Below are 21,933 nucleotides of genomic sequence, written 5' to 3'. Positions count from 1 at the left end.
GGAACTCTAGGCGAGCCCCGCACGCGCCCGCGGGCGTTTTACCTACGGCAGAGACGCAGCACGTTGGCGATGACCTTCGCGCCCGCGCCGCCCTCCTGCGTCAGGATCGACTCGGGGTGGAACTGCACGGCGAAGCGCCGCCGCTCGGCGTCCTCGATGGCCATGACGTTGCCGTCGGGCGTGAGCGCGGTCGGCGTGAAGCCGACGACGCCGGGCCGCTTGGCGTGCAGCGAGTGGTAGCGGGCCGCGGTGAACTCCGCGGGCAGCCCCTCCAGCAGCGCGCCGTCGCCGAGCCGCGCGACCTGGCCGCGCTTGCCGTGCTCGGGGTAGTCGAGCAGTTCCAGGGTGCCGCCGGCGTGCTCGACCATGGCCTGCAGGCCGAGGCAGACGCCGAAGACCGGCAGGTCGCGGGCGTAGATCTGGTCGAGCAGCGCCGACATGCCGAAGTCGGTCGGCCAGCCGGGGCCGGGCGAGAGCACCACCAGGTCGGGGGCGATCTCGTCGAGCATGCGGGGCGGGAAGCCGTGGCGCAGCGTCGTCACCGCGGCGCCCTCCTGGCGGAAATAGTCGGCCAGGGTGTTGACGAAGGAGTCCTCGTGGTCGACGAGCAGCACCTTCATGCCGTGGCCCGGCTGCTCCCTGGTCTCGGCGACGGCCTCCGCGCCGGTCCGCCCGACCGCCGCCAGGGCGCCGAGCAGGGCGCTGGCCTTCAGCTCGGTCTCGCGCTCCTCGGCCTCGGGGTCGGAGTCGAACAGCAGCGTGGCGCCGGCCCGCACGGTGGCCACGCCGTTCTTGATCTGGGCGGTACGCAGGGTCAGGCCGGTGTTCATGGAGCCGTCGAAGCCGATGACGCCGATGGCGCCGCCGTACCACCGGCGGGTGGTGGCCTCGTGGTCCTCGATGAACTGCATGGCCCACGTCTTGGGGGCGCCGGTGACCGTGACGGCCCACATGTGGGTCAGGAAGGCGTCTAGCGCGTCGAACTCGGGGCGCAGGCGGCCTTCGATGTGGTCGACGGTGTGGATCAGGCGGGAGTAGAGCTCGATCTGGCGGCGGCCGATGACCTTGACCGTGCCGGGCACGCAGATGCGCGACTTGTCGTTGCGGTCGACGTCGGTGCACATGGTCAGCTCCGACTCCTCCTTGACGCTGGACAGGAGGGTGCGGATGGCCTCGGCGTCCTCGACCGGGTTGCTGCCGCGGGCGATGGTGCCGGAGATGGGGCAGGTCTCGACGCGGTCGCCGCTCACCCTGACGTACATCTCGGGCGAGGCGCCGACGAGGTGCTCGCCCTCGCCGAGACTGATGATGAACTCGTACGGGGCCGGGTTGCTCTGGCGCAGGCCGCGGTAGAAGGCGGACGGGTCGGCGCAGGTGGCGTGGAAGACCTGGCCGGGCACGACCTCGAACAGGTCGCCGCGCTTGAACTTCTCCTTGGCGGCGGCGACGACCTTGGCGTATTCGCCCTTCTCCGGGTCGGGCGGCACCTGGGCGGGGGCGACCGGGGCCTCGGTGGCGCCCGCCCTGTCGAGGCCGCGGGTGGTGGCGCCGTCGACGGTGAACTCGTAGCGGAACTCGAGGCTGGTCTCGCGCTGCCGGTCGATCACGACGAGCCGGTCGGGCAGGTGCAGCACGAGGTCGCGCTGGTCGTCGGGGCGGACGAGCTCCTGCCGGATCGGCTCGAACTGGAAGGCCAGGTCGTAGCCGAAGGCGCCGTAGAGGCCGAGGTGGGGGTCGTCGCCCTTGAAGGCGGCGATGACCTCGCGGATCGCGGTGAACACGGTGGGCCGGCGGCTGCGCATCTCCTCCGGCAGGAGATCTCCGGGATCGCTGCCGGGCTCGGCCACGTGCACCTCGACGCGGTCGGCCGTGGGCTCGCTGACGGGCTTGCCCGCCGCCAGCAGGCAGGAGGCGACGGCGGGCAGCACGACCCTGCCGCGCTCGTTGAGCGCGACGGCCGCGATGGTGCGGCCCTTGGCGACCAGTTCCAGGCAGGGATCGACGTAGCCGAACGCCCAGCGGCTGTAGCGGCCCGGATAGTCCATGCCCGAGGAGAAGGCTCCCCCGCGTCTCTCTCCGAGGGCCGTCACGATCTCTTCGAGCGCCGCCTCGTCCACCTCGCGCGTCTCGCGCTCGACGACGATGCCCCCCGCGGTGGTATATCCGCTCGTCTCCACTTGCTGCCCCTTATCACGTCAACATGATGAGCCCCGGGGGCGGACACGAGAAAGGCCGCCATCCGGGGCGGCCGTCCTTTGAGGAATGCGAAACACGCGCCGCCTAGAAGCGGCGCCACCACTGGAGCTGAGCGTGATTTCGCATGGGGACAGGTTAGCTCCCGCACCATGATCGCGCAACGCGACCCGCTCGCCGCCCCCGGTGTCGCCTATTTGAATACAGAGCAGTACTGTATTCAAATCTGACCGGTCGAGAGGAGACCCAGGATGACCGAGACCGGAGCGATCACGCTCCCCACCGCGCGGCCCACGCCCTTCGACCCGCCCGGCGACCTGGCCGAGCTGCGCCGGGCCCGGCCCATCACCCCGCTCGCCTACCCCGACGGCCACCGCGGCTGGCTGGTGACCTCCCACGCGCTGGCGCGGGACGTGCTGGCCGACAAGCGCTTCAGCGCCAGGTCCGAGCTACGGCACCACCCCGTCGAGGAGCCCGGTCAGGGGCCCGCCCAGGCCGCGCCTCCCGGGATGTTCGTCTCGACCGATCCGCCCGTGCACACGCGTTACCGCCACCTGCTGGCCGGCGAGTTCACCGTGCGCAGGATGCGCCGGCTCACCGAGCGCATCGAGGAACTCACCACGGCGCGGCTGGACACCATGGAGCGGCAGGGGCCGCCCGCCGACCTGGTGGAGACGTTCGCGATGCCGATCCCCGCGCTGGTGATCGGCGAGCTGCTCGGCGTGCCGGAGGAGGAGAGCGAGCGCTTCCAGGCCCAGGGCGGCAGGATGACGCGGATGGACCTCCCGCGCGAGGAACGGATCGCCACCTTCCTCGCCTTGCGGGCGCACATGGAGGAGCTGGTCCTGGCCAGGCGGGCCACGCCCACCGACGACCTGCTCAGCGGCCTGACCAGGAGCGACCTCACCGACGAAGAGCTGACCAACATCGGCTTCATGCTGCTGGGCGCCGGGCTCGACACCACCGCCAACATGATCGCCCTGGGCGCCTTCGCGCTGATGCGCCACCCCGGGCAGCTCGCCGTGCTGCGCGGGGAGCCGGACCGGATCGACCAGGTCGTGGAGGAGCTGCTGCGCTACCTCAGCATCATCCCCTTCCTCGTGCGCACCGCGCTGGAGGACGTCGAGCTCGGCGGCGAGCTGGTACGGGCCGGGCAGTCGGTCACCATCTCGATCCCGGCCGCCAACCGCGACCCCGAGCGCTTCCCCGACCCCGACACCCTCGACCTGCACCGGCCGGGCGGCGGGCACGTCGCCTTCGGTCACGGCGTGCATCAGTGCCTCGGCCAGCAGCTGGCGCGGGTGGAGATGAGGGCGGCCTACCCGGCGTTGTTCGCGCGGTTCCCGTCGCTGCGGCTCGCCGTCGGGCCGGACGAGGTGCCGCTCCGCACCGACATGCTCATCTACGGCGTCCACCACCTCCCGGTCACCTGGGACGCGAGCTGAACGACCGGCGCGGCACGGCTCACTAGACTCCTGCGGGCCGCCCTTCCCGCGGGTTTCCTTGACCAGGGCCGCCGTCCCCGCGGGCCGGCGACCCGCGACGAATGACGAGGAGCGACCGACATGACCGACCGCACGACGTCCCCGCGGCCGGCCGGCCGGCCGCGCAGCCAGGAGGCGGATCTGGCCATCCTCACCGCCGCGCTCGACGTGCTCATCGAGCAGGGCGCCAGGCACACCAGCATCGAGCAGGTCGCCCGGCGGGCGGGGGTCACCAGGGCGACGGTCTACCGCCGCTTCGCCGACAAGACCGCGCTGCTGGTGCGGGCCCTGGAGTGGGCCAACCACGACCACGACCCGGCGTTCACCGGCTGGCGGGACATCGACCACATGCTCGACGAGTGGGCCGCCCATCTGGCGGTGCCGCGCAACCGCCGCCTGCTGCGCCGGGTCTACGGCGCCCGTGACGACTACCCGGAGCTGACCACGACGTACCGCCAGGTCAACAGCGGGCGGCGGGCCGCGGTGGTGCGCGAGCTGCTGCTCCGCACGCGCGAGAGCGGGTGCTTCCCGGCCGGCGTCGACCTGGACACCGTGCAGGAGGCGCTCAGCGGCGCCGTGCTCCACCACCTGGGCACCCACCCCGACGACGAGAGCGCCGCGGAGATCAAGGCCTACTTCCTGCGCGTCGCGTGGCAGCTCGGCTGGCGCCCGGCGGGAGCGGAGGGCTAGGCCGGCCGTCCCGGGGAGCTGCTCCACCTGGGCGAAGGGCCGGAACGAACCTGGTCGGCGACGTGGCCTCTATGACGACATTTCAGCCGACCAGATTACATTTTTCCCCGCAAAGTAACATTTCATGACAAGTCTTGCTTTCCGGACAGGAGCTCTTCACCCTTCTCCACAGAGGCGTAAAGATCACCTCTTCTGTCCTAAGGAGAGCGCGTGCCCCACACCCCCCGCTGGCGTGCGATCCTCACCGGGATCGTCACCGCCGCCGGCCTCCTCGTCCCGCAGGCGGCCCAGGCGGCGCCCGACCCGGGCAAGATCGACAGTGTCGTCCAGGCGCAGCTGGCGCAGGACGACAAGGCCACCTTCTGGGTCCGGATGAAGGGATCCGCCGACCTGAGCGGCGCCCGCCGGGCCGAAACCAAGGACGCGAAGGCCGAGCAGGTCTTCAAGGCCAAGACCGAACGGGCCACGAGCTCCCAGGCGGGCCTACGCAAACTGCTGGACTCCCAGCACGCCGCGTACACCCCGTACTGGATCGTCAACGCGGTGCAGGTCACCGCGGACGAGAAGCTGGCGGCCGAGATCGCCAAATTACCTGACGTCGACCGCATCGACCCGATCCGCACCGTCGCGATCCCCAAGCCCACGCCCGGCAAGGCCGAGGCCAGGGTGAACGCGGTCGAGTGGAACATCGACCGGGTCAACGCCCCGCGCGTCTGGAACGAGCTGGGCAACCGGGGCGAGGGCATCGTCATCGCCCACATCGACTCCGGCGCCCAGTTCGACCACCCCGAGTTGGTCGCCGGCTACCGGGGCAGGAACGCGGACGGCACGTTCAGCCACGACTACAACTGGTTCGACCCGGCCGGCGTCTGCCCGTCGCCCGCGCCGTGCGACAACAACGGCCACGGCACGCACACCATGGGCACCATGGTCGGTGCGAACGGCATCGGCGTCGCGCCGGGCGCCCGGTGGATCGCGGCCAAGGGCTGCGAGTCCAACTTCTGCAGCGACGCGTCGCTGATCGCCGCCGGCCAGTGGATGCTCGCCCCGACCGACGTGAACGGCGAGAACCCGCGCCCCGACCTGGCGCCCGACATCGTCAACAACTCGTGGGGCGGCGACGGGTTCGACCCGTGGTACAAGCCGGTCGTCGAGGCGTGGATCGCCGCGGGCATCTTCCCGGCCTTCGCCAACGGCAACGAAGGGCCCGCCTGCCAGACCTCCGGCTCCCCCGGCCAGTACGTCATGAGCTACAGCGCGGGCGGCTTCGACATCGACAACGCGCTCTACCGCAATTCGAGCAAGGGCGCGGGCGAGGACGGGGAGATCAAGCCGAACATCGCCGCGCCCGCCGTCAACGTGCGCTCCTCGACGCCCGGCGGCACCTACGACACCTACACCGGCACGTCGATGGCCTCCCCGCACGTGGCGGCCACGGTGGCGCTGATCTGGTCGGCCTCGCCCGCCCTCGCGGGTGACGTGGAGGGCACCCGGCCGCTGCTGGACACCACCGCCGTGGACGTCGAGGACACCAGCTGCGGCGGCACGGCCGCCGACAACAACGTGTGGGGCGAGGGCAGGCTCGACACCTTCGCCGCCGTACAGGCCGCTCCCGCCGGGGAGACCGGCGCCCTCGAGGGCGCCGTCACCGCGGGCGGCGAGCCCGTGGCCGGCGCGACGATCACGGTGACCGGGCCGCTCACCCGGAGCGTGACCACCGGCGAGGACGGCGCGTACGCCATCCCCCGCCTGCTGCCGGGCGAGTACGAGCTCAGCGCCGGGAAGTTCGGCTACGACACCGCCACCACCTCCGTGACGGTCGCCGCCGGGGAGACGGCGACCGCGGACGTGACCATGACCAGGAAGGCGTCGGGCGTGGTGTCCGGGACGGTCACCACGGCGGGCACGCCGGAGACCGGCGCGACGGTGGCGGCCACCGGCACGCCGGTGAGCGCGGTGACCGACGCGTCGGGCCGCTACAGCCTGACGCTGCCGCACGGCGAGCACGAGCTGGTCGTCACCCCCGTCTCCCGCTGCTCCAGCGGCGCGACGGCCGAGGTGACGGTGGCCGGCGACGTGGTCAAGGACGTGGAGCTGCCGCTGCGCGGCGACAACTTCGGCTACACGTGCGCGATCGGCGACCAGGCGTACGTGGCGGGAACCGAGAAGCTGGCGCTGACCGGCGACGACGAGGCCCAGCAGGTGACGCTGCCGTTCGCGGTCCCGTTCTACGGCACCGGCCACACGAAGGCCTGGATCGCCACGAACGGGTTCGCCACCTTCGCCGCCGACCGGGTGACCGCCGCCGGCAACGGCACGCTCCCGTCCTCGGGCACCCCTAACAACGCGGTCTACCCGTACTGGGACGACCTCAGGGTGGACGACCAGGGCGGGGTCTACACGGCGGTGACGGGCACGGCCCCGAACCGCACGTTCGTCATCGAGTGGCGCAACGTCACCTTCTACAACGACACGGCCCAGCGGCTGTCGTTCGCGGCGCTGCTGGGCGAGAACGGCTCGATCGGCTTCCGGTACAAGGACGTGGACAGTGAGCGCGAGCAGGGCACCAGCGCCACCATCGGCGTGGAGAACGCCGCGGGCGACGACGGGCTGCTCTACGCCTACCAGGAGGCGGTGCTGCCCACCGGGCAGGCCCTGACGTTCACGGCCGGCAGGCACGGCCTGGTCACCGGGGCGGTCACCGACGCCAACGACGGCGAGCCGCTGGCCGGGGCGACGGTGAAGGTGGGCGACGTGGCCACGTTCACCACCGGCGAGGACGGCCGCTTCTACGGCCAGGTGCTGGCGGGCGACTACGAGGTCGAGGTGTCCAAGGAGCACTACGGCACGTTCACGCAGCCGGTGACGGTCGCGCCCACGGTCGTGACGTCGATCGACACGGCGCTGGTCACGGGACGGGTGAGCGCGTCGGCCGCCGAGCTGACCGTGGTGCTGCCGTCCGATGCCACGCGCACCCGGACGCTGGAGCTGACGAACCTGGGCTCGACCACGCCGTACACGGTGACGGGCGGCGAGTGGTTCACCGTGACGCCGGCGGAGGGCGAGCTGGCCAAGGGCGGGTCGGTGGAGCTGGAGGTGACGGTCTCCAGCGACGGCGTCGCCCCCGGCACCGTACGCGAGGGGACGCTGCTGGTGAAGTCGGCCAGCGGCCGGCAGCCGACGATCGAGATCGCGGTGACGGTCGTGGTGCCCGAGCACCAGGTGGCCGTCGACGTGGGCGGCTCCAGGAACGTGACCGACGGCGCCGGTGACGTCTGGACGCGGGACAGGAAGTACACCCCGGGCGGCCACGGCTACGTCGCCGACCGCAGCCGGACGCGCAGCACGTCCAGGACCATCCGCGGCACCGGCGACCAGTCGTTGTTCAGGACGGCCAGGGAGGACATGCTGGAGTACCGCTTCGACGGCGTCCCCGCGGGGACGTACACCGTCGAGCTGGACTTCGCCGAGATCCGCAACATGCAGATGGGCCGGCGGGTCTTCGACGTGCTGGTCGAGGGCCAGCTCGCGATCCCGGCGCTCGACCTGGCCCTGGAGGCGGGCACGTACACGGCCGTGTCCAGGCAGTACACGGTGCAAGTCACCGACGGCCAGCTCAACGTGCGCTTCGCGACGCGGGAGGGGTCGACGCTCGTCAACGCCGTGCGCATCTCGGAGCGCCCGGACAAGGAGTAGCGCTCCGGTGACGATCGCGCCCGCCCCGCGCCGCGCGGGGCGGGCGCTGCCACCCCCGGGTGCCACCTGCGCGGACGCGTCTGTTACTGGTAAGTACATGAGACGTGTGCGGGTCCGGCGTGATCTTCCCGTCCCGATGCCGGACGGCGTGACGCTGCTGGCCGACCACTACGCTCCCGCCTCGGGCGAGCCGGCCCCCGTCATCCTGATGCGCTCGCCGTACGGCCGGCGCGGCTGGCTCGGCCTGGTCTACGGCCGTGGTTTCGCCCGGCAGGGCTTCCATGTCGTCATCCAGAGCTGCCGCGGCGGCTTCGGCTCCGGCGGCCTGCTCGATCCGCTCGGCGACGAGCACGAGGACGGCCTGGCCACCGTGGCGTGGCTGCGCGAGCAGCCGTGGTACGGCGGCTCGTTCGCCATGTTCGGCCCCTCCTACCTGGGATACACCCAGTGGGCGATCGCCCCCTACGCCGGGCCCGAGCTGAAGGCCATGGCCCTGCAGATCACCGCCTCCCAGTTCCGGGACGCCGCCTACGTGGGCGGCGCGTTCGCGCTGGAGTCGGCGCTGAGCTGGACGACGCTCACCGACGGCCTGTCGCGGCGGTTCGGCGGCGCCTCGGTGCTGACCGCGCCCCGGCTCACCCGCAGGGCGGTCCTGTCGGGCCGCCCGGTGGCCGAGCTGGACGTGGTCTCGGCCGGCCGGCCGCTCCGCTTCTACCAGGACCTGATCGCGCACCACGAGGACCCGCACGTCCCCTACTGGGACAAGCGTGACTTCTCCCCTAAGGTGGGCGAGGTGGACGCGGCGGTCACGATGCTGGGCGGCTGGTACGACGTCTTCCTCCCCTGGCAGCTCAAGGACTACGCGGCCCTGCGGGCGGCGGGACGGCGGCCCTACCTGACGATCGGGCCGTGGTACCACATCGACGCCCGGCACGGGCGTCCCACGCTGGCCGAGGCGACGGCCTGGTTCCGCGCGCACCTCCTCGGCGACCACTCACGGCTGCGGCCCGACCCGGTGCGGATCTACGTGACGGGCGCCGGGCAGTGGCGCGACCACTCCGACTGGCCCGTGCCCGGGACGCGGGAGCAGCGCTGGCACCTGCAGCACGGGTTCGGCCTCGGGGTGGAGGGCCCGCGCGAGGCCGAGCCCGACCGTTTCCGCTACCACCCCGCCCACCCAACGCCGGTGATCGGCGGGCCCGTGCTGCTCGGCGACTCCAGGCCGCGCGACCAGCGGCGGCTGGAACAGCGCCGCGACGTGCTGGTCTACAGCTCCCCGGCGTTGAGGGAGGCGGTCGAGATGATCGGCCCGGTCCGCGCGGAGCTGTTCGTGCGGTCGAGCACCCCGTACGTGGATGTCGTCGTGCGGGTGTGCGACGTGCACCCGGACGGGCGCTCGATCAACGTGTGCGAGGGCGTGCGCCGCCTGGGGCCGAGCGACGGGCCTGGCGACGGGCACGGCGTGCGCAGGGTGGAGGTGGACCTGTGGCCAATGGCGCATCGGTTCGGGCGCGAGCACCGGATCAGGCTGCACGTGGCGGCCGGGGCGTACCCGACGATCGCCCGCAACACCGGCACGGGCCACCCGCTCGCGGCGGACGGCTCGGGCGGCTGGGACGGCGAGCTGGTGCCCGCCGACGTCGAGGTGTTCCACTCCCCCGAGCGTCCCTCCGCCGTGGTGTTGCCGCTGTGCGCGCCTCGCGGTTGATGTCGCTGGTCCTGCTGCTGCAGGGCCGGGGCGGGATGACGGCGGCCGAGCTGGCCGCCGAACTGGAGGTCTCGGAGCGGACCGTGCACCGCGACGTGCTCGCGCTGTCGGAGGCGGGCGTGCCCGTCTACGCCGACCGGGGGCGGGGCGGCGGCTACCGGCTGCTCGACGGTTACCGTACGCGGCTGACCGGGCTGGACAGGGCGGAGGCGGAGGCGCTGTTCCTGTCGGGGGTGCCGGGGGCGCTGCGGGAGATGGGGCTGGCGGAGGTCGCGGCCACGGCCCGGCTGAAGGCCGCCGCCGCCCTCTCCCCCGCCCTGCGCGACGCTCCGGTGGTCGCCGCGCAACGTTTCCACCTGGACGCGCCCGGCTGGTTCGCCGGCGACGACCCGCCCCCGGCGGCGCTGGGGCCGCTGGCCAGGGCCGTGTGGAGCGACCGCCGCGTCCGCGCCGTCTACAAGGGCGCCGCCCGCACGCTGGAGCCGTACGGGCTGGTGCTCAAGGCGGGGACCTGGTACCTGGCCGCCCGGCGCGCGGCCCGGTTCCTCATCTTCCGGGTGCACCGGTTCGGCGAGGTCACCGAGCTGGCCGAACCCTTCGACCGCGACCCCGGCTTCGATCTGGCCGCCTTCTGGGCCGGGCGGTCGGCGGAGTTCAGCCGCTCGCTGCTCAGGGACACGATCACGCTGCGGCTCACCGAGCGCGGGGTGCGGATGTTGCGGCACGTCGCCGACCCGGCCGCGGTCGACGACGCGCTCGCCTCGCTCCAGCCCGACGGCACCGTGCGGCTGGCGGTGGAGTCGGCGCAGGTGGCGTACTCGCAGGTGCTGCGGTTCGGGCCGGAGGCGGAGGTGCTCGAACCGCAGGAGCTGCGCGCGATGCTCGCCGACGCCGCCGCCCGCATGGCCGCGCTCTATGGCCGCTGAGCGTCAGCGGTAGGCCTCCCAGCCGGCGTCGCCGCCCTTGTCGAGGACCTCGGTGATGTAGCGCCACACCTGGGGGCGGCTGCCGTCGACGTCGGTGACGCCGTACGCGTCGGCCAGTTCGCCGCTGTCCACCGATCGGCCCGACCAGCGCGCCTTGTCCGGGTCCTGGGCGAGCGCGGCTACGCCTCTGCCGATGTAGGCGGGCGTCTCGGAGACCATCCAGGCGCGCTGGTGCCCGCTCTCCATCGTCGCCTCCCGCCACGTGTCCTCGGTGACGCCGTAGTGCTCGAGCATCGCCTCCGAGCGCAGGAATCCCGGCGTGACCACCACGGCCGTGCCGCCGTGCGGGCGCAGTTCGGTGGACCAAGCGAACGCCAGCCGGTTCACCGACCATTTGGCCAGGTCGTAGTAGACGTTCTCCCGGTAGTGGGTCTCGTTGTAGGCCCTGGTGCCGTCGGTGACCTCCACCACGAGCCCGCCCTCGTTCCTGACGAGCAGCGGGAACAGGTGCCTGGCGCTGATGATGTGGGTGTCGATGGCCAGCCTGAGCAGGCGCAGCCCGTTGTCCAGGTCGTGCTTCCAGACGGGGGTGTCCCACTCCCACAGGTGGTCGCCGCCCCACGCGTCGTTGACCAGCACGTCGAGCCGGCCGTGGTCGCTTTCGACCCGCGCGGCCAGCGCCGCCACCTGCTCCGGCACCAGGAAGTCGGTCCGGACCGGGATGCCCGTGCCGCCGGCCGCGGTCACCAGCTCGGCCGTCTCCTCGATGGTCTCCGGGCGGTCCATCTCCGAGCGCCCCGCGCGGGTGCTCCTGCCCGTGCAGTACACCGTCGCTCCGGCCGCGCCCAGCTCGACCGCCATGCCTCGTCCTGTTCCGCGGGTCGCGCCCGCCACTACGACAATCATGCGGCCGATCGTCGCGCCAAAAGAGGACACCTCATGTCATGTTTTCCGGCGGACCGTTCGGCGCACCCGACCGACCGCTCAGCGATCGGGTCTCTCGCTCGTGGCCCGCCTGTCACTAGGGTCTGTACGGGCGACGTGACCTTGCCGGGGCCGAGGCGTCTCGGATGTCGGAAGCCCCACCGACATTTAGGCCAAACCGTAATATGCCGGACATTGGGTTACATATCCCCGCGAAGTTACTCTCCCTCTGCTGACTAATCGTCAGGAGCCGGTGACAAGCGGCTCTGATCCATTCATCGGAGGGTCGATGACTACCGGCGAACCCGGGCAGCCACGCACCGACCGCAGCCCATGGAACTGGCTGCTCGTCGTGCCCATCGTGCTGCCGCTGCTGACGTTCCTGTTCAACGCCGACGAGCCGCGCCTGCTGGGCTTCCCGCTCTTCTACTGGCTCCAGCTGGCCTTCATCGTGGTGGGCGTCTCGTGCACCACCATCGTCTACAGGATGACCAAATGAGCGGGCACGTGACCGAGCTGGTCGTCTTCACCCTGCTGTTCGTCCTCGTCAGCGGGATGGGCTTCGTCGCCTCGCGCTGGCGGCGGCCCGACGACCTGGCCAGCCTCAAGGAATGGGGCCTCGGCGGGCGCAACTTCGGCTCGTGGATCACCTGGTTCCTGGTCGGCGGCGACCTCTACACCGCCTACACCTTCGTGGCGGTGCCCGCGCTGGTGTTCAGCGCCGGCGCCCTGGGCTTCTACGCGCTGCCGTACACCGTGGTCGTCTATCCGCTGGTGTTCCTGGTGCTGGCGCGGATGTGGTCGGTCTCGCACGTGCACGGGTTCGTCACGCCCGCCGACTTCGTGCGCGCCAGGTTCGGCTCGCCGACGCTGGCGCTGGCCATCGCGATCACCGGTCTCGTGGCCACGATGCCCTACATCGCGCTGCAGCTCGTGGGCATCGAGGCGGTGCTCAAGGCCATGGGCATCACGGGCCACCTGCCGATCATCATCGCGTTCGCGATCCTGGCGGCGTACACGTACCAGTCGGGGCTGCGCGCGCCCGCGCTCATCGCGTTCGTGAAGGACGCGCTCATCTACATCGTGATCCTGGCGGCGGTCATCTACATCCCGTCGCGTCTGGGCGGCTGGGACTCCATCTTCGACGCGGCCAAGGCCAAGTTCGAGGCCACGCCCGCGCAGGGTGACGGCTACATCCTCAACGCCGGCAACCAGCTCCAGTACGTGACGCTGGCCTTCGGCTCGGCGCTGGCGCTGTTCCTCTACCCGCACAGCCTCACGGGCGTCCTGGCCTCGAAGAACCGCAACGTCATCAAGCGGAACATGTCGGCGCTACCCGCCTACAGCTTCGTGCTGGGCCTGATCGCGCTGCTCGGCTTCATGGCGATCGCGGCGGGCACCAAGCCGATCGTGGGCGAGAACGGCAAGGCCGACGCGAACACCATCGTGCCGGTGCTGTTCGACCAGATGTTCCCCGACTGGTTCGCGGGCGTCGCGTACGCCGCCGTGGGCATCGGCGCGCTCGTCCCCGCGGCGATCATGTCGATCGCGGCGGCGAACCTGTTCACCCGCAACATCTACCGCGAATACGTGAACAAGAACGCCACCGACTCCCAGGAGGCCAAGGTCTCCAAGATCGTGTCGCTGGTGGTCAAGGTGGGCGCGGTGCTGTGCATCCTGCTGCTCGACCCGCAGTTCTCGATCGACCTGCAGCTCATCGGCGGCGTGATCATCCTCCAGACGCTGCCGTCGGTGGCGCTGGGGCTCTACACGCGCTGGTTCCACAAGGGCGGCCTGATCGCGGGCTGGGCGGCCGGCCTGGCGGCCGGCATGTGGATGCTCTACCTGATCCCCAACCCGGCCAGCGGCAAGGCGCACTTCGGCGGCTCGGCGTTCGGGCTGTCCAACCTGGGCTTCGACACCAAGATGACGGTCTACGCCGGGTTCCTGGCGCTGATCGTCAACCTCGTGGTGGCGGTGCTCGGCACGCTGCTGTTCCGTGCCACGAAGGTGGCCGACGGCGACGACGCGACCGCGCGCGACGACTACTTCGCCGACGAGGGCGAGCCGAAGGTCAAGGACCTGGACCTGACCGGTTCCCACTGACGCGACGGCGTCCCGGCCCGCTCCCCACCGCCCGGGGGGCGGGCCGGCCCGCCCCCCGGGCCGGTGGCCGGGGCGGGCGGGGAGCCGTCAGCCGGTCGCCGGGTAGTCCGGGTCGGCCACCGCCAGCTTGGCCAGCACGGCCTGCTCCAGCGCGGAGATGAGCGCCTCACCGTCCTCGACGCGGCCCTCGCGGATGGCGGCGGCCAGCTCGGCGTCGTCGTCCACGCCGAGGGCGGCCAGCCGGGCCGCGTGCTCGCCCGCCTGGCCGGGGCCGAGCTCGATCTCCCTCTCCACCATGCCGAGCACGTTGATCGCCACCCGGGTGTGGTAGCGCGTCCTGCCGTCCACGGCGGGGAGCACGTCGGTCTGGAGGAAGTCGCGGACCGCGGCGACGAGCTGCGCCGCCGTGGGCACGTCGTGCGGGCTGGAAGGGCTCACCCGTCCAGGGTAGGTTCGGCGGGACGCCGGGCGAAGGCACCGGGACACGTCCGACGGCATGGCGAAGGTGTGGGGCCTTTATTCGCATCCGATCATGGAGAGGCTAATCTGCGGCCATGACCACACAGTCTCCGCTCGCGCCCGCCCCGGTGCTCGGGCCCCGCCTCATCCGGGCCGAGGTCATCGTCGTGCTGTCGGTCTCGCTCGGCGCCAGCGCCCTGGTGGCGATCGTGCGGCTGATCGGGGCGCTCACGGCGCCGAAGGAGCTGAAGGGCCAGCAGGCCGTGCTCGTCGGGTCGATGGCGCCGGATCGGCCCTGGCTGGACCTGGCGTTGCAGCTCGTGCAGATCGCGATCGCGGTGGCGCCGGTCGGGCTGGTGGCGTACCTGCTGGTGCGGTCGGGCGAGTCGCTGCGCACGATCGGCGCCGACTTCCGCCGGCCCGGGGGCGACCTGCTGCGCGGGGCGGCGCTGGCGGCCGCGATCGGCGGCTCGGGGCTGGCGTTCTACCTCGCGGTGTGGGCGGCCGGGGTGAACCTGACCGTCGTGCCCGGCGCGCTGCCCGAGGTGTGGTGGCAGGTGCCGGTGCTGCTGCTCGCCGCCGCGCAGAACGGCGTGCTGGAGGAGGTGCTGGTCGCCGGATATCTGCTGCACCGGCTGGGGCAGGCCGGCTGGTCCCCGTGGAAGGCCGTCGTGGTGTCGTCGGTGTTGCGGGGGTCGTACCACCTGTATCAGGGGTTCGGGGGCTTCGTCGGCAACGTGGTGATGGGCGTGGTGTTCGGGCGGCTGTACCAGCGCTGGGGGCGGGCGATGCCGCTGATCGTGGCGCACACGCTGATCGACGCCGTGGCCTTCGTCGGGTACGCCTTCCTGCGCGGCAAGGTGAGCTGGCTGCCCTGAGGGTGGTTGACTGGGCAACGATTTGGCGTTGAGATCCTTGCATGAGCTTCGCCGTACCTGACCACATCCGCCCTGTTCGCGACGCCGTGCACGCGTTCATGACCGAGCGGGTGGAGCCGGCGGAGCCGGTGCTGCACGCGGGCGGGCCACCGGCCGCGCAGACCCTGGACGAGCTGCGGGCCGAGGCGAAGAAGGAGGGCCTGTGGGCGCTCGGCCATCCGCGCGAGTTGGGCGGCGGCGGGCTGCCGTTCCTCGACTACGTCTACGTCAACGAGGTGCAGGGGCGCAGCGAGTACGGCCAGCTCGCGCTCGGCACGTTCACCCTCCAGGACTCGCTGATGTTGCACGAGCACGCCTCGCCCCAGCAGCGGGAACGCTATCTTGAGCCGCTGGTGCGCGGCGACATCTGGCCCAGCTTCGCGATGACCGAACCGGCGGTGTCGAGCAGCGACCCCACGCAGATCGCGACCTCCGCCGTGCTGGACGGCGACGAATGGGTGATCAACGGGCACAAGTGGTTCACCACGGGAGCGTCGCGGGCGGCGTACACGACCGTGATGTGCAGGACCGAGCAGGACGCCCCGCCGCACCTGGCGTTCTCCATGATCCTGGTGCCGACCGGCACGCCCGGTTACACGATCGTGCGCGAGACGCCCGTGCTCGGGCTCGACGGGGCGCACTGCGAGGTGCGCTACGACGACGTCCGCGTGCCCTCCGGCAACCTGCTCGGGCCGCGCGGGCGGGGGTTCGTCATCGCGCAGAAGCGGCTCGGGCCGGGCCGGATCTTCCACTGCATGCGCTGGCTGGGGCAGGCCCAGCGGGCGTTCGACCTGATGTGCCGCAGGATGCACGAGCGCACCGCGTTAGGCGAGCCGCTGGCCGCCAAGCAGCTCATGCGGCAGCACGTGTTCGACTCCTACGCCGAGATCCAGGCCGCCAGGCTGCTCACGCTCGACGCCGCCGAGGCCATCGACGCGGGGTCGCAGGCGCGGGTGGAGATCGGGGCGATCAAGGTGGTGGGGGCGCGCATGCTGCACAACGTGATCGACCGGGCCATCCAGGTGTACGGCGCCGCCGGGCTGACCCCCGACACGCCGCTGGATCGGATGTACCGGCACGCGCGGGCCGGGCGGATCTACGACGGGCCCGACGAGGTGCACATCGACGCGGTGGGGCGGCGCGTCCTGGGCACCTACGCGGCGGGCGGCACCTGGGCGTTCGGCCTGCGGTGAACGATCCGCACGCCATCGCCGTCGAGGCGTTCGGACCGGGCACGCGCGTCACGTCGAGCGTCAGGCTTCCGGGCGGAGCGTCACGGGAGACCTGGGCCCTCGACGTCGCCGGCCCGGACGGGAACCGGCACGAGCTGGTCCTGCGGCTCGACTCGCCCGGAGCGGCCCCGCAGGCCGAGGCCGGCGGAGGCCTGGCCGCCGAGGCGAGGCTGATGCGGGCCGCGGCGGACGCGGGTGTGCCGGTGCCCGGGATCGTCACCTCCGGCGCTTCGTACCTCCTCATGACCCGGGTCCCCGGGGAGACGATCCCGCGCAGGATCCTGCGCGACGACGCCTACGCCGCGGCCAGGCCCCTGCTGGCCGCCCAGTGCGGGCGGGCGCTCGCGGCCGTCCACCGGATGCCGCTGTCCTGCGCGCCGCGGGACGAGCAGGAGGATCCCCTGCTGCGCTGGCGCGACCTGCTCGACCAGCTCGGCGAGCCGCATCCGGTGTTCGAGCTGGCCCTGCGCCGGCTCGCCGCCGACCGGCCGCCCGGCTCGCGGACGACCGTCGTGCACGGCGACTTCCGCAACGGCAACCTGATCGTCGGCCCCGAGGGGATCAGGGCGGTGCTCGACTGGGAGCTCGCCCACGCCGGCGACCCGCTGGAGGACCTCGGGTGGTTGTGCGTGAAGGCGTGGCGGTTCGGCTCGCCGCTGCCGGTCGGCGGCTTCGGGCACTACGACGACCTGATCGACGCGTACGAGCGGGCGGGCGGCGCTCCGGTGGACCGGGAGGCGCTGCGCTGGTGGGAGACGTTCGGCGTGCTCAAGTGGGGCGTCATCTGCGTCATGCAGACCATGCGGCACCTGCGCGGCGGCGCGCGGTCGGTCGAGCTGGCCGCGATCGGGCGGCGGGTGTGCCAGAACGAGTGGGACCTGCTCCAGATGGTGCGCGATCGCGCGGCCCGCGGGTGAAGGGCGTCCCTCAGCCCTTCCCCGCGGCGTGCGGGGCCCCGGCGCCGGAGACCGCGCCGGAGACAGCGGCGGCGATCACGTCCACCAGCCCCTCCACCACCTGAGTGCGGTCCACCTCCGGATGCTCCAGCCACCAGTCGCCGGTCGTCTGCACCATGCCGACGAAGGCGTGCCCGAGCACCTGCGCCCGCACCGGATCGGCCACCGCGCCCTCGGCGGCCAGCACCGCGCCCAGTTCCTCCCCCAGGCCGCGCACCAGGGAGGTCATGCGGGAGCGGATCGCGGTGTCCTCGGCTCCGGCCCGGAGGAACAGGAACCGGTAGAGGTTGAGATTGGCGGAGATCAGGTCGAGGTAGACGCTGATGGCGGCTCGCGCCCGGCCGCGCGGGTCCATGCCCGGCGCGGCGAGCCAGGGCCGCAGCCGGCCGATGACCGTGCGCACGTGCCGGTCGGCCAGCGCCTGGTAGAGGCCGCTCTTGTCGCCGAAGTGGCGGTAGAGGACAGGTTTGGTGACGCCCGCCGCGGCGGCGATGGCCGCCATCGACGCCTCGGGGCCGTCGTCGGTGATGACCCGGTCTGCCGCGTCGAGCAGCGCCCTGCGCCGATCCGGATCCCGCCCGCTCACCTTCCCAGGATAGATCGCAACCGGACGGGCAGCAGCGCCGAGAGCACCAGCAGCGCTCCGATGAGCAGGTAGAGGCCCGTCATCCCGGCCAGCGTGCCGGGCGGCTCGCCCGGCTGCGCCCACGGCACGCCGTCCGGTCCCGGCCACGGCAGCCCGCCCGCCGCGGCCCAGGGCAGGCGGCCGGCGGCGCCGAGCGCGGCGTCCACGTCGAGGGCGAACAGGAGACCGGCCGACGCCAGCGGCACGCCGCAGCACAGCGCCGCCGCAGGCCAGGCGGTGAGGACGGTGACGATGACGGCCACCGCCCCCAGGCAGGCCAGGCCGGCCGGCGCCGGGCCGAACGTGGCGACGCCCGTGCGCAGGGCCCTGGCGGCCGCCTCGGTCAGGTAGTAGACGGGGATGAGCGCGGCCAGTCCGGCGACGGCGCCCATCACCTGCCGGGTCCCGTGGTTCACGTGCCGCCCCGCCCTCCCGCCGTCGCCGCCCTGTGTCCGCCGGAAACCTTATCGGGCCAGCTCAGCGGCGTGCGGGGATTCGCGGATGTACGCGGGCGGCCGGGCGCGTCGAGTTCCGTACGGGCTCAGGTGAAGGTCAGCGCCGGGTACCCGAGGAGCATCACCGCGCCGAAGCCGAGCTTGAGCAGCGCGTCGGTCACGCCGAACACCGGCAGCGGGGCCTTGATCCGGAGTCCGGCGGCCGCGTTGGCCATGGTGAGCACGCCGAGGAGGGTGATCAGCGGGCCGTGGGCCATGCCCATCGGGAGGAAGTGCACGCCCACCACGAACAGGATCCACAACAGGACCGTGCGGTCGTCGGCGCCCTTGGTCCTGGAGAGCACGAGGTAGATCAGCCCGGCTTCGAGCACGAACGACCCGACGAGCCCCGCGATGTGGGCGAACGACGGCGAGCCGAGGCTGGGCAGCAGCGCGCTCAGGCCGCTGCCGACGAACCCGGCGGCGAAGCCGCCGATCAGGAACTGCAGCCAGTACGTACGGAAGATCCAGCTCAGGAGGAAGCCGGTGCCCACGCCGATCAGGAACAGCCCGCCCCCTCGGATCAGCGGATAGGGGTGATCCCCCGCGGCGGACAAAACCATATGAACGTGCGACATTCCGACTACTTTCGCAAAGGGGGAAGCCACCCTAGCGGATCGACGGCACGCCGCGGATCACCACCCGGCGAAGGCGGGCGAGCGCACGGGATCCGCAGAGGGACGGGACGACTTCCGATCACGCGCCCGTCTTCCCGGAGGGATAGTTTCGAGGCATGCGCAACTCTGGCACGGGCCCCGGCCCCATCACCCCGGACGGATCCCCTGTCGACTTCTACAGCCTGCTCGAGCCGGGCGTCGAGCCGGAGATCGTCGCCCAGGTCACCCCGCCCGGCGGCAGCGTCCTGGAGCTAGGGGCGGGTGTCGGCCGCGTCACGCACCCGCTCATCGAGCGAGGCTTCGAGGTGGTGGCCGTCGACGAGTCAGCCGAGATGCTGGCCCGCGTGCGCGGCACGCACACGGTGCTGGGCCGGGTGGAGGACCTCCGGCTCGACCGGCGCTTCGACACGGTCATGCTGGCCTCCCAGCTGGTGAACACCGTGGACCCCGCGGTGAGGCGCGCTTTCCTGGCCACCTGCGCGCGGCACGTCAAGCCCCGGGGCGCGGTGCTCATCCAGTGGAAGCCGGCCCACGTGCACGACCGGTGGCACGCCGGCCAGAGCCGCCGGGACGGCGACGTCACGATCACCCTGGCGGCCGTCGAGGAGGTCTCCCCCGGGATCTTCCAGGCGACCATGCGCTACACCCACGGCGAGGACAAGGTGTGGACGCAGTCGTTCTCGTCCAGGCGGCTCACCGACGAGGAGCTGTCGGCCGACCTGGCCGCCGAGGGCCTGCGGCTCGATCGTTTCCTCACCGACGACCGCACCTGGGTCGTGGCGTCCCCGGCCTCTTGATCGGATTCGTTCGCGGCGGGCGCCTTTACGATGTAGATCATTAGACTGCCTCGAAATCATGAAATTACTGGAAAATACTGGGATGGTTGATACAGTCGCGCCATGAGTGACCGGCTGGACGACCTCGAGCGGCGCATCGACGAGCTGCGAGCGGGCGTCCGCAAGGCGATGCGGGCCAGGGGCGGCGCCAAGGCCCGCGTCCTGCGGGCCGAGCTGCGCAGCGCCGAGCACGCCTGGGACGCCCTGGTGAGCGGCGAGCAGCCCGCCAAGGAGGAGCCGCCGCGCCTGGTCACCGTGCGCGAGCAGGTGCACCAGGGGCTGCGGCTGCTGGGGGCGGCCGCCCAGTCGAGACTGATCGTGGCCGTCAGCGCCGCGTTCTTCGGCGGCACGATCAGCAGCAGCCGGCTCACCAGCCTGCGCAGGGACGAGGAGCGCTCGTTCAGGTCGTCGCCGTTCGGGCGGCCGTACTATCTGTGCGCCGCGCTCACCGACCGCCTCTCCCCCGCCCGCGGCCTCCTGACGCTCAGCGCCTGGCCGCTGGAACGGCGCGTGGTCGGCCCGCTCAGCCCTCGTGTCGACTTCCTGACCTGCGCCATCGCGGTGGCCGAGCAGGAGGCCGGCGACGAGCGGGCGGACAGGTTACTCGTCAGGATGGCCAGGAACATCCCCGGCGCGGCCGGCGGAACGCTGGGCCCGCCGCACCGCGGCAGGGTGATCGAGGCGGCCAGGGCCGAGCTGCGCGTGCACGCCGAGCGCGACACGCGGGACCGCGCCGAGCTGGCGCAACGCGCCGTGGCACAGCTCGATGACGCGGGCCGCCTGTTCGGCGCCGCTACGCTGGGCACGATCAAGAAGGAGAACGCGAAGTGAGCGGCTTGAAGCGCGCCGTGCGGAGCGGGCCCGTGAACCCGCCAGGCAGCGCGGCGACAACAGCGGAGGAAGGCGGCGGCACCGGGCGGCCGAGCGCGCGGGACGGAGCGCGGCCGTGACCCCACGACCCCGGCTCGACGTGCTGCGGGGCGTCACGCCGCCGCAGCCGCACGACGCCCGAGCGATCGCCGCCCTGGCCGCCAACCCCGGCTGTGCCCGCCGCGCCCTCATGGACGGCGCAGGCGTCGACAAGGACGCCGCCGCCCGGCACCTCGGATTCCCCGCGCCGTTCGGCCAGTCGCCGTTCGCGATCACGCGCGGCAACGTGTTCGAGGCGCTGGTCAAGGCCGACGGATGCGCGGAGCTGCTGCGGATGCTGCGCGAGCTGCTCGGCCTGCCCGTCGCCGAGGTCGCCTACCACGACGTGGAGAACGTCGGCGCCCACCTGCGCCACGCCCACACCAGGACGCTGATCGACCGGGCCGCCCGCGACGAGCACGACGCGGGCACGCTGTACGACCACCCGCTGCTCAGCCTGGAGATCGCCGGTCACACCGCCTACCTGGAACCGGACGTGGTGGCGTTCCAGCTCGGCGGCCGCTTCCACATCGTGGAGATCAAGTCGTTCGCGGTGATCGACGGGCAGGCCGACCCCTCGGCGGTGGCGGCGGCCGCCCGCCAGGCCGCCGTCTACGTGCTGGCGCTGCGCACGCTGCTGGAGGAGCTGGGCCACGACCCGCTGAAGGTCTCGCACGACGTGGTGCTGGTCTGCCCGGAGAACTTCGCCAACCGCCCCGTCGCCTCGCTGGTCGACGTGCGCAGGCAGCTGGCCGTGCTGCGCCGCCAGTTCACCAGGATGACCGCCCTCGACCGGCTGCTCGAAGGGCTGCCCTGCGATCTGACGTTCGACCTGCGGCCGGACGACGACGGCCGGCCCACCAGGCCGGTCGCCGAGCTGGCCGACGCGCTGCGCAGGACGACCGCCCGCTACGCCCCCGACTGCCTGTCCACGTGCGACATGTGCTTCTTCTGCCGCGACGAGGCCCGGCAGGAGGGCGCCTCCGACCTGCTCGGCCGGCAGGTGCGCGACGAGCTGGGCGGGGTGGCCTCGGTGGCGGAGGCGCTCGGCCTGGCCGACGGCGCCCGCGACCCCGCCGCGGGCCAGGAGGAGATCGCGCGGCTGCTCCGCAACGCCGAACGCCTGCGCAAGGAGTGCCTGACGTGAGCCCGCGAGGGAGA

At 72.3% G+C, this 21,933-nt stretch carries 19 protein-coding genes; 13 read left to right on the top strand and 6 right to left on the bottom strand.

What is annotated here, in order from left to right; genetic code table 11:
* Nucleotides 1-38 precede the first annotated feature (38 nt).
* Nucleotides 39-2,177: an anthranilate synthase component I gene (locus ACTWPV_RS17640; RefSeq protein ID WP_443152590.1), complete on the bottom strand. Its 2,139-nt coding sequence runs from the start codon at nucleotides 2,175-2,177 to the stop codon at nucleotides 39-41.
* 267 nt (nucleotides 2,178-2,444) lie between these two features.
* Between ACTWPV_RS17640 and ACTWPV_RS17635 the strand changes: the two genes are divergently transcribed.
* From ACTWPV_RS17635 to ACTWPV_RS17615, 5 genes are all read left to right on the top strand, one after another.
* On the top strand, nucleotides 2,445-3,638 hold the full coding sequence (locus ACTWPV_RS17635; protein WP_347645025.1) for a cytochrome P450: 1,194 nt from the start codon (nucleotides 2,445-2,447) through the stop codon (nucleotides 3,636-3,638).
* 120 nt (nucleotides 3,639-3,758) lie between these two features.
* The gene (locus tag ACTWPV_RS17630) at nucleotides 3,759-4,367 is read left to right on the top strand and encodes a TetR/AcrR family transcriptional regulator (protein WP_347645024.1); all 609 of its coding nucleotides are present in this window, start codon (nucleotides 3,759-3,761) and stop codon (nucleotides 4,365-4,367) included.
* 210 nt (nucleotides 4,368-4,577) lie between these two features.
* On the top strand, nucleotides 4,578-8,063 hold the full coding sequence (locus tag ACTWPV_RS17625; protein WP_443152589.1) for a S8 family serine peptidase: 3,486 nt from the start codon (nucleotides 4,578-4,580) through the stop codon (nucleotides 8,061-8,063).
* Nucleotides 8,064-8,160: 97 nt separating this feature from the next.
* Nucleotides 8,161-9,771 (top strand): CocE/NonD family hydrolase, encoded by a 1,611-nt coding sequence (locus ACTWPV_RS17620; RefSeq protein WP_443152588.1) that lies wholly within the window; start codon nucleotides 8,161-8,163, stop codon nucleotides 9,769-9,771.
* Nucleotides 9,753-10,697, top strand: a complete 945-nt coding sequence (locus ACTWPV_RS17615; RefSeq protein WP_347645021.1) for a helix-turn-helix transcriptional regulator — start codon at nucleotides 9,753-9,755, stop codon at nucleotides 10,695-10,697. The genes ACTWPV_RS17620 and ACTWPV_RS17615 overlap by 19 nt, the downstream gene beginning before the upstream one ends.
* A 3-nt stretch (nucleotides 10,698-10,700) precedes the next feature.
* Here the strand turns inward: ACTWPV_RS17615 and ACTWPV_RS17610 are convergent, their stop codons facing one another.
* On the bottom strand, nucleotides 10,701-11,603 hold the full coding sequence (locus ACTWPV_RS17610; protein WP_443152587.1) for an SDR family oxidoreductase: 903 nt from the start codon (nucleotides 11,601-11,603) through the stop codon (nucleotides 10,701-10,703).
* Nucleotides 11,604-11,910: 307 nt separating this feature from the next.
* On the opposite strand from ACTWPV_RS17610, the gene ACTWPV_RS17605 reads away from it, so the two are divergent.
* On the top strand, nucleotides 11,911-12,120 hold the full coding sequence (locus ACTWPV_RS17605) for a DUF3311 domain-containing protein (RefSeq protein ID WP_347645019.1): 210 nt from the start codon (nucleotides 11,911-11,913) through the stop codon (nucleotides 12,118-12,120).
* The gene (mctP, locus tag ACTWPV_RS17600; protein ID WP_347645018.1) at nucleotides 12,117-13,727 is read left to right on the top strand and encodes a monocarboxylate uptake permease MctP; all 1,611 of its coding nucleotides are present in this window, start codon (nucleotides 12,117-12,119) and stop codon (nucleotides 13,725-13,727) included. Before ACTWPV_RS17605 ends, mctP begins: the two co-directional genes overlap by 4 nt.
* Nucleotides 13,728-13,814: 87 nt before the next feature.
* Here the strand turns inward: mctP and ACTWPV_RS17595 are convergent, their stop codons facing one another.
* Nucleotides 13,815-14,165: a DUF6285 domain-containing protein gene (locus ACTWPV_RS17595; protein ID WP_443152586.1), complete on the bottom strand. Its 351-nt coding sequence runs from the start codon at nucleotides 14,163-14,165 to the stop codon at nucleotides 13,815-13,817.
* A 116-nt stretch (nucleotides 14,166-14,281) separates the two neighbouring features.
* Here ACTWPV_RS17595 and ACTWPV_RS17590 point away from each other — a divergent pair, with 116 nt between their 5' ends.
* From ACTWPV_RS17590 to ACTWPV_RS17580, 3 genes are read left to right on the top strand one after another with little or no spacing between them, the layout of a single operon-like run.
* A complete protein-coding gene (locus ACTWPV_RS17590) occupies nucleotides 14,282-15,064 on the top strand; it encodes a CPBP family intramembrane glutamic endopeptidase (RefSeq protein WP_443152585.1) in 783 nt (260 codons plus the stop codon).
* Nucleotides 15,065-15,105: 41 nt separating this feature from the next.
* Nucleotides 15,106-16,296, top strand: a complete 1,191-nt coding sequence (locus tag ACTWPV_RS17585; RefSeq protein ID WP_443152584.1) for an acyl-CoA dehydrogenase family protein — start codon at nucleotides 15,106-15,108, stop codon at nucleotides 16,294-16,296.
* Nucleotides 16,293-17,252 carry a phosphotransferase family protein gene (locus tag ACTWPV_RS17580; RefSeq protein WP_443152583.1) on the top strand — a complete coding sequence of 320 codons (960 nt, stop codon included), beginning with the start codon at nucleotides 16,293-16,295 and terminating at the stop codon, nucleotides 17,250-17,252. The genes ACTWPV_RS17585 and ACTWPV_RS17580 overlap by 4 nt, the downstream gene beginning before the upstream one ends.
* Before the next feature lie 10 nt (nucleotides 17,253-17,262).
* Here the strand turns inward: ACTWPV_RS17580 and ACTWPV_RS17575 are convergent, their stop codons facing one another.
* The 3 genes from ACTWPV_RS17575 to ACTWPV_RS17565 all read right to left on the bottom strand — a co-directional run bounded on the left by ACTWPV_RS17575 (nucleotide 17,263) and on the right by ACTWPV_RS17565 (nucleotide 18,973).
* Entirely contained in the window at nucleotides 17,263-17,877 is a 615-nt protein-coding gene (locus ACTWPV_RS17575) for a TetR/AcrR family transcriptional regulator (RefSeq protein WP_443152582.1), read from the bottom strand.
* A complete protein-coding gene (locus ACTWPV_RS17570; protein ID WP_347645012.1) occupies nucleotides 17,874-18,332 on the bottom strand; it encodes a hypothetical protein in 459 nt (152 codons plus the stop codon). Before ACTWPV_RS17570 ends, ACTWPV_RS17575 begins: the two co-directional genes overlap by 4 nt.
* A gap of 125 nt (nucleotides 18,333-18,457) precedes the next feature.
* On the bottom strand, nucleotides 18,458-18,973 hold the full coding sequence (locus ACTWPV_RS17565; protein ID WP_443152581.1) for a DUF6609 family protein: 516 nt from the start codon (nucleotides 18,971-18,973) through the stop codon (nucleotides 18,458-18,460).
* Nucleotides 18,974-19,143: 170 nt separating this feature from the next.
* Between ACTWPV_RS17565 and ACTWPV_RS17560 the strand changes: the two genes are divergently transcribed.
* The 3 genes from ACTWPV_RS17560 to ACTWPV_RS17550 all read left to right on the top strand — a co-directional run bounded on the left by ACTWPV_RS17560 (nucleotide 19,144) and on the right by ACTWPV_RS17550 (nucleotide 21,919).
* Nucleotides 19,144-19,824 carry a class I SAM-dependent methyltransferase gene (locus ACTWPV_RS17560; RefSeq protein ID WP_443152580.1) on the top strand — a complete coding sequence of 227 codons (681 nt, stop codon included), beginning with the start codon at nucleotides 19,144-19,146 and terminating at the stop codon, nucleotides 19,822-19,824.
* A 102-nt stretch (nucleotides 19,825-19,926) separates the two neighbouring features.
* Nucleotides 19,927-20,694: a hypothetical protein gene (locus ACTWPV_RS17555; protein WP_443152579.1), complete on the top strand. Its 768-nt coding sequence runs from the start codon at nucleotides 19,927-19,929 to the stop codon at nucleotides 20,692-20,694.
* Nucleotides 20,695-20,809: 115 nt separating this feature from the next.
* The gene (locus tag ACTWPV_RS17550) at nucleotides 20,810-21,919 is read left to right on the top strand and encodes a hypothetical protein (protein ID WP_443152578.1); all 1,110 of its coding nucleotides are present in this window, start codon (nucleotides 20,810-20,812) and stop codon (nucleotides 21,917-21,919) included.
* Nucleotides 21,920-21,933: the final 14 nt, after the last annotated feature.

Origin of the sequence: Nonomuraea sp. KM88 (assembly GCF_052245635.1) — a bacterium.
Taxonomy (GTDB): domain Bacteria; phylum Actinomycetota; class Actinomycetes; order Streptosporangiales; family Streptosporangiaceae; genus Nonomuraea.
This window is presented reverse-complemented; position numbering and strand designations above follow the sequence as displayed.